Raw genomic sequence first — 6,833 nt, forward strand, 5'->3', positions numbered from 1 at the left:
AACGTTAGTATAAAGAGGGAGTATAAGCTGATATGAAAATTTTTTCAAAAGAAGCCTTTCTTTGTCCCGCTCCAGCGCCCAGCGACTAGCAAACTTCGCACTCCTCCACTACGATACGTCAACATCGGCTCCTACGTCGCCGTGTTTCCTTTATCTCATTGCGGAGTGCTCCAGTTTGTACGTCGCTAAACGGGCGCTTGCGCTTTTCTTATTTGTTGAAAATTTTTGACGGAGGTTCCGAAATGCTGGAAAAACCTGAATTGAACAATAAAGAAATGATTGTTGTTCTCGGTTTCGGCGATCAATCCAACCCGCTCATCAAGCAAAGAATCCAGGAATTGGGGGTCTCCAGTAAGCTGTATCCGCACACGGTGACCGCAGAAGAGATCAGGAAATCAAATCCGAAAGGGATTATTTTATCCGGCGGCCCCAATCATGTCGATTCGGATAATGCCCTTATAGTTGATAAAGAAATATTCAACCTTGGAATCCCGGTTCTGGGAATTTGCTATGGCATGCAGTTGATGGCGATTAGATTCGGCGGACGAGTCCAAAGAAAAGAAGAACGGACATATGAACAAGCTGCCATTCAAATTAAGGGCGGCGGCCCTGAACTATTCAAAGGGATTCCTGAAAAGCTGAACGTTTGGATGAGCTTAGGCGATACAATTGAGGAAATGCCTGCAGGGTTTGTCGTTGATGCGGAAAGCGAAAAGGCACCGGTTGCTGCAATCAGCAATACGGACAGTAAATTTTATGGCATCCAGTTCCATCCGGAAGCGGAACAAACGGAGTACGGTACCCAATTGCTCAAAAACTTTGTCTTTGGTTTGTGCCATTGTACGGAAGACATGAATGCTGCAAAATAAAATATTGACGGGCTGTAACAATATTGATAAAGTAGAAATAAACAGAAATATGTCGTTTTATATCGTATAATCGCGGGGATATGGCCCGCAAGTTTCTACCAGGCTGCCGTAAATAGCTTGACTACGAGATGAAAACGGGGATTACTTTATTGTGGTGTAATCCTCTATTATTATTTAAATCGCAGTCAGCACCTTAAGCCTTAGTTGCTTAAGGCGTTTTTCTGTTTTCTTGAAGAGGAGGTACGCGTACTTGGAAAAATTATTCGAGCCTGCTTGAGTTCTCAAGGGATTGAATAAAAAACTAAGGCAAAGAAAAAGATGATATCATGCAGGTTTGGCATCCAGACCTCATTTTGGAGGAAAGACAATTGAGGAATTATTTTAAGTTTGATGAATTAGGCACCAACTACCGCAGGGAAATTATTGGCGGATTAACGACGTTTTTATCCATGGCTTATATTCTTATTTTAAATCCGATCACACTTTCCCTTGAAACTGTAAAAGATCTTCCTGATGCCTTAAGAATGGATCACGGGGCTGTGTTTGTCGCAACTGCTTTGGCTGCTGCGCTCGGAACCCTGCTGATGGGACTTATTGCAAGGTATCCGATTGCGCTGGCTCCAGGAATGGGACTAAATGCGTTCTTTGCCTATACGGTTATTTTAACAATGGGTATTCCATGGCAAACGGCTTTAACCGGGGTGCTCTTTTCAGGAATTATTTTTATATGCCTAACGCTTACAGGTATTCGGGAAATGCTGATCAATTCGATCCCTCCTGAACTAAAGATTGCAGTCGGGTCGGGGATTGGACTTTTCATCACATTTGTCGGGTTTCAAAATGCAGGCATTATTGTGAATGACGACGCCGTTCTTGTCGGCCTTGGCAATTTAAGAGACGGAAATGTCATCTTGGCTGTTGTTGGCATTGTCATTACAGTAATTTTAATGACCCGTGGTGTCAGAGGCGGTATTTTCTTCGGAATACTAATTACCGGCATCATCGGGATGATGGCGGGGGTTGTTCCTAAACCAGATGGGATCGTTGGTTCCGTACCAAGCATTGCCCCTACTTTCGGGGTAGCGATTGAGCCGATTTTCAATTCGCCGGCTGAAGTATTTACCCTTCAAATGCTTGTTGTTGTATTGACATTCCTATTTGTTGATTTTTTTGATACAGCAGGGACATTGGTAGCCGTTGCCCAGCAGGCCGGGCTGATGAAAGGCGACACGCTGCCGCGTGCCGGCAAAGCTTTATTTGCTGACTCTGCAGCAACCGTGGCAGGCTCCATTTTGGGAACTTCAACGACAACCTCTTATGTCGAATCAACTGCCGGAGTGGCGGCAGGTGCAAGAACCGGGTTTGCCAATATTGTTACAGCGATTTTATTCTTATTATCCCTGTTTTTCTATCCATTGCTCGGTGTCATCACCTCCTCTGTCACTGCACCGGCACTGATTATCGTCGGGGTACTGATGGTGTCCGGAATTGGAGGGATTGACTGGAAGAGATTTGAAATTGCTGTTCCGGCATTTTTTACTATTGTCGCCATGCCGTTGACGTACTCAATCGCTACCGGTATCGGAATAGGCTTTATCTTTTATCCGATTACAATGATTGTTAAAGGAAAAGCGAAAGAAATTCACCCGATTATGTATTTCTTCTTTGTGATCTTCGTGCTTTACTTCATATTTATAAAGTGAAACTTCAATCAGTGGGGGTTTTCTTCATCCCCCACTGATTGTTAGTTGAACGAATCGGGCTTTTACGGGCAGTTGACCTCCCACCTAAACTATTCCGATTCATCTAATGTTTTGTGGTGGGAGCCATACTGCCCGTTAATGCGGGATAAAATAATATCGATGCGGCTTGCAGAGCAGACTTCTCTTCTCTGCAGGCTTTTTTGGAATGTTTAGCGTACTATAAAATGCTCAGGTTGTTAGTAACTTATTTGTCACTTAGTGCTGCGTCCGGCTCCAACGCCTATCGACTAGGAGACTTCACGCTTCTTCCTACGATAAGTCAACATCGCTCCGCTACGCGTGTTTCCTTTATCTCGTCAGAAACGCTCCAGTCTGTACGTCGATAAACAGTCGCTTGCGCCTTTGTTCATGAAGTCCAAGTGATTTAATGGAAAATTTAATCATANTCGCTTGCGCCTTTGTTCATGAAGTCCAAGTGATTTAATGGAAAATTTAATCATAAAGGCAACATATTGACCATGGGTGAAAACGAGTATAAAATGAAAAAAATTGACAAACATATGAACCAGTCTTGGTGGGAACACTGCGATAAGAAATCATGATATGATGAGTATAGAAGTACTCCGCCGAATGTTTGGACGGTAGAGTTTTGAGATATGGAGGGTGCCTAGATGCCAGGAAAAACAGAACTGCAAAATCAAGAAATGATTATGGTATTGGACTTCGGAAGTCAATATAACCAATTGATTACTCGAAGAATACGCGAATTCGGTGTTTACAGTGAGCTTCATCCGCATACGATCACAATTGAAGAGATTGAAGCCATTAATCCGGCGGGGATTATTTTATCCGGTGGACCGAACAGTGTATATGGAGAAAATGCTTTCCGTTGTGACGAAAGAATTTTTGAATTGGGAATTCCTGTTCTCGGAATCTGCTATGGGATGCAATTAATGACGATGCATTTTGGAGGCATTGTCGAAAGAGCGAAAGGAAGAGAATACGGAAAAGCTTCTATTGAAGTAAGAGAAGGGGCTGCCCTTTTTAAAGGCCTTCCTGTGGAGCAAAAAGTGTGGATGAGCCATGGTGATTTAGTAAAAAAAGCACCTGAAGGTTTTGTCGTGGACGGTGTTAATCCTTCCTGCCCGATCGCAGCGATCAGCAATGAAGAGAAAAAGTTTTACGGTGTTCAATTCCATCCGGAAGTCCGTCACTCTGAGTACGGCAATGAACTATTGAAAAACTTCGTTTTTGACGTATGCGGCTGCAAAGGCGAGTGGACAATGGAAAGCTTCATTGATGTTGAAATGGAAAAAATCCGTCAGGAAGTCGGAGATAAGAAAGTTTTATGTGCACTCAGCGGCGGTGTGGATTCTTCCGTTGTTGCGGTTCTGATTCACAAAGCGATCGGTGACCAATTGACATGTATTTTTGTCGATCATGGCTTGCTTAGAAAAGGTGAAGCCGAAAGTGTTATGAAAACTTTCCGTGAAGGCTTCCACATGAATGTGATCAAAGTGGATGCGAAAGACCGCTTTTTATCAAAATTAAAAGGCGTTTCTGATCCCGAGAAGAAAAGAAAAATCATCGGAAACGAGTTTATTTACGTATTTGACGATGAAGCGGCCAAACTTGAAGGCATTGAATTTTTAGCTCAAGGAACGCTTTATACGGATATTATTGAAAGTGGGACAGCGACTGCACAAACAATTAAATCTCACCATAATGTCGGCGGATTGCCGGAAGATATGGAATTCAAATTAATTGAACCATTAAATACATTATTTAAAGATGAAGTAAGAGCGCTTGGTACTGAGCTGGGAATCCCTAATGAAATTGTTTGGCGCCAGCCATTTCCAGGACCGGGTCTTGGAATCAGAGTTCTTGGAGAAATCACGGAAGAGAAGCTCGAAATCGTTCGTGAATCTGATTATATTTTACGTGAAGAAATTAAAAAGGCCGGTCTTGATAAAGAAATTTGGCAATACTTCACGGTGTTGCCAGATATTCGAAGCGTTGGTGTCATGGGTGACGCCCGCACATATGATCACACCATTGGAATCAGAGCCGTTACTTCCATTGACGGGATGACTTCGGACTGGGCCCGTATACCTTGGGAAGTTCTTGAGATCATCTCCACCCGGATCGTTAATGAGGTGGAGCACGTCAACAGAGTGGTATACGATATTACAAGCAAGCCGCCTGCTACGATTGAGTGGGAATAATTCACTAAGAGCATTTGAAGTGAAAACGTTGATTTGACTGCATTTCGATGGTACGTAAAATGGATAAAACAATTAAAAATGAATAGGTTCTCCGCCAAAATCCCGCCAGAGGAAACGGAGAAAAGTGAGGGATATTGTGTAAAAGCAATATCTCTTTTTTTATTTTCTAGATATTTGCAGATCTCTGTTTATCTAGCTTTTTGCATATTCTTAATTAAGCAGTGGGATAAACATTTATAAATTTATCAGCACACCTAAGCGACCTTTGAAGGACTTTTCTCCGCCAAAAGGTCGTTTTTTTGTTGTAGCTAAACTTTGGAGTTGTGAAAAATGAAATATAACATTATTTATGCTGATCCACCGTGGCAATATCGACAAAATAAAGGAAATGGAGTGGCAGAAAATCATTATCGCACAATGAGTTTGAAAGACATTTGTAATCTACCTATTGATACTATCTCTCGCAAAGATAGTGTTTTATTTTTGTGGGCAACCTTCCCTATGTTACAAGAGGCATTAAAAGTTATCGCTGCATGGGGGTTTACGTTCAAAACGGTTGCTTTTGTCTGGGTGAAACAAAATAAATCAGGGAATGGCTTTTTCTTTGGCTTGGGTCACTGGACACGCTCGAATGCTGAAATTTGTTTATTAGCTGTGAAAGGACGTCCCAAAAGAGTATCGAAGAAGGTTCATCAGTTAATTGTTAGCCCAGTCGAAGAACACAGTAAGAAACCAGATATCGCTAGAGAAAAAATTGTAGAACTGATGGGAGATTTACCACGCATTGAATTGTTCGCCAGACAAACTTCTTCAAATTGGGATGTGTGGGGAAATGAAGTGGAAAGTAGTCTTTCTTTAGAAAAGGGTAGCTTATGACAAATTTTAGCGTGTGGCAATCAGCATCCGTCACGCTCTTTTATTGGCAAAACAATAAGGGGAGTGGTTTCCTTTGGAAGGAAATGAAGAAAAGGTGATGGAATGGATTGAAGATCATTTTGTTCTGAATGAGATTGAGATTGAAGACTTTCCGTTTTTTCCTTACGGGAAATTGATACGTGACAAACAAGGAAAGACGATGGTTGTTTTTTGGTGTGTGATTTATGGACGTGTGGATTATCGTTTTCAAGAAGCGTAAGGAGTGATTACAATAAACATTTCTCGTTCTCCTCCCTTCTTACTTGATTCCCACATTGATGCATAAGTGAAAATAAAAATAAGAAAAGAGGTCTATATGATGGAATTAAAATACGTTATTCCAAACATGGAAAAGACTTTTGGAAATTTAGAATATGCAGGAGAAGGGAAAGTCGAACAGCGACGGATCAATGGACGTATGACTACACTGTCTCGCAGATATAACCTATATTCTGATATTCAACGTGCAGATGATATTGAGGTGATTCTCCCACAAGAGGCTGGGGAAAAGTTCTTTGATGCCGAGGAAAACGTCAAGTTGATAAACCCACGTATTACCGCAGAAGGTTATAAAATTGGGGATCGTGGTTTCACAAATTATATCTTACATGCAGATGACATGGTAAAAGCATAAGGAGGGAAAAGAGATGAGATTAGCACAAGGAATTGTAATCGATAAAGAAAAGACATTTGGCTTATTAAAATTTTCTGCATTACGGCGTGAAGTGTTTCTTCAAAACGAAGATGGTACAGTATCATCAGAAGTAAAGGAACGCACCTATGATTTAAAGTCTCGTGAACAAGGGCGCATGATTCAAGTGAGTATTCCTGCTTCTGTTCCATTGAAAGAATTTGATTATAATGCGGAAGTAGAGCTTATTAATCCCGTCGCAGATACGGTGGCGAATGCAACATTTCGTGGCGCGGATGTTGATTGGTATATTAAGGCAGATGATTTGGTCTTAAAAGGAAAAGCTGTCACATCGGGTGGTAATGCTACAAAAGCTGCACCTAGTAAGGATAAATAATGAAGGTTTTCAAAAAACGAGGGAAACGCATTAAGGAAAAAGATGCTTCTCTCGTTTTTCAATTTGGGGAGTATAAATTATTTTGTGTAATTG

At 41.6% G+C, this 6,833-nt stretch carries 7 protein-coding genes and 1 riboswitch; all 7 genes read left to right on the forward strand.

Annotated elements, in window-relative coordinates; translation table 11 throughout:
* The first annotated feature begins 242 nt into the window (after window positions 1-242).
* Window positions 243-869, forward strand: coding sequence for a glutamine-hydrolyzing GMP synthase (gene guaA, locus D4N35_RS17260; protein ID WP_120075890.1), 627 nt, complete (start codon window positions 243-245; stop codon window positions 867-869).
* Window positions 870-911: 42 nt separating this feature from the next.
* Window positions 912-1,013, forward strand: a riboswitch (purine riboswitch).
* Between the two features lie 224 nt (window positions 1,014-1,237).
* Window positions 1,238-2,572: an NCS2 family permease gene (locus D4N35_RS17265; RefSeq protein ID WP_164876418.1), complete on the forward strand. Its 1,335-nt coding sequence runs from the start codon at window positions 1,238-1,240 to the stop codon at window positions 2,570-2,572.
* Window positions 2,573-3,243: 671 nt separating this feature from the next.
* Window positions 3,244-4,797 carry a glutamine-hydrolyzing GMP synthase gene (guaA, locus tag D4N35_RS17270; RefSeq protein WP_120075894.1) on the forward strand — a complete coding sequence of 518 codons (1,554 nt, stop codon included), beginning with the start codon at window positions 3,244-3,246 and terminating at the stop codon, window positions 4,795-4,797.
* A gap of 330 nt (window positions 4,798-5,127) precedes the next feature.
* A complete protein-coding gene (locus D4N35_RS17275) occupies window positions 5,128-5,673 on the forward strand; it encodes an MT-A70 family methyltransferase (RefSeq protein WP_120075896.1) in 546 nt (181 codons plus the stop codon).
* Between the two features lie 73 nt (window positions 5,674-5,746).
* On the forward strand, window positions 5,747-5,932 hold the full coding sequence (locus D4N35_RS17280; RefSeq protein WP_120075898.1) for a hypothetical protein: 186 nt from the start codon (window positions 5,747-5,749) through the stop codon (window positions 5,930-5,932).
* Between the two features lie 99 nt (window positions 5,933-6,031).
* Window positions 6,032-6,346 carry a YdcP family protein gene (locus tag D4N35_RS17285; protein ID WP_120075900.1) on the forward strand — a complete coding sequence of 105 codons (315 nt, stop codon included), beginning with the start codon at window positions 6,032-6,034 and terminating at the stop codon, window positions 6,344-6,346.
* Between the two features lie 13 nt (window positions 6,347-6,359).
* Entirely contained in the window at window positions 6,360-6,740 is a 381-nt protein-coding gene (locus D4N35_RS17290; RefSeq protein ID WP_120075902.1) for a YdcP family protein, read from the forward strand.
* The last annotated feature ends 93 nt before the right edge of the window (window positions 6,741-6,833 follow it).

Origin of the sequence: Siminovitchia fortis, from assembly GCF_003605365.2 — a bacterium.
Classification (GTDB): Bacteria; Bacillota; Bacilli; order Bacillales; family Bacillaceae_C; genus Siminovitchia; species Siminovitchia fortis.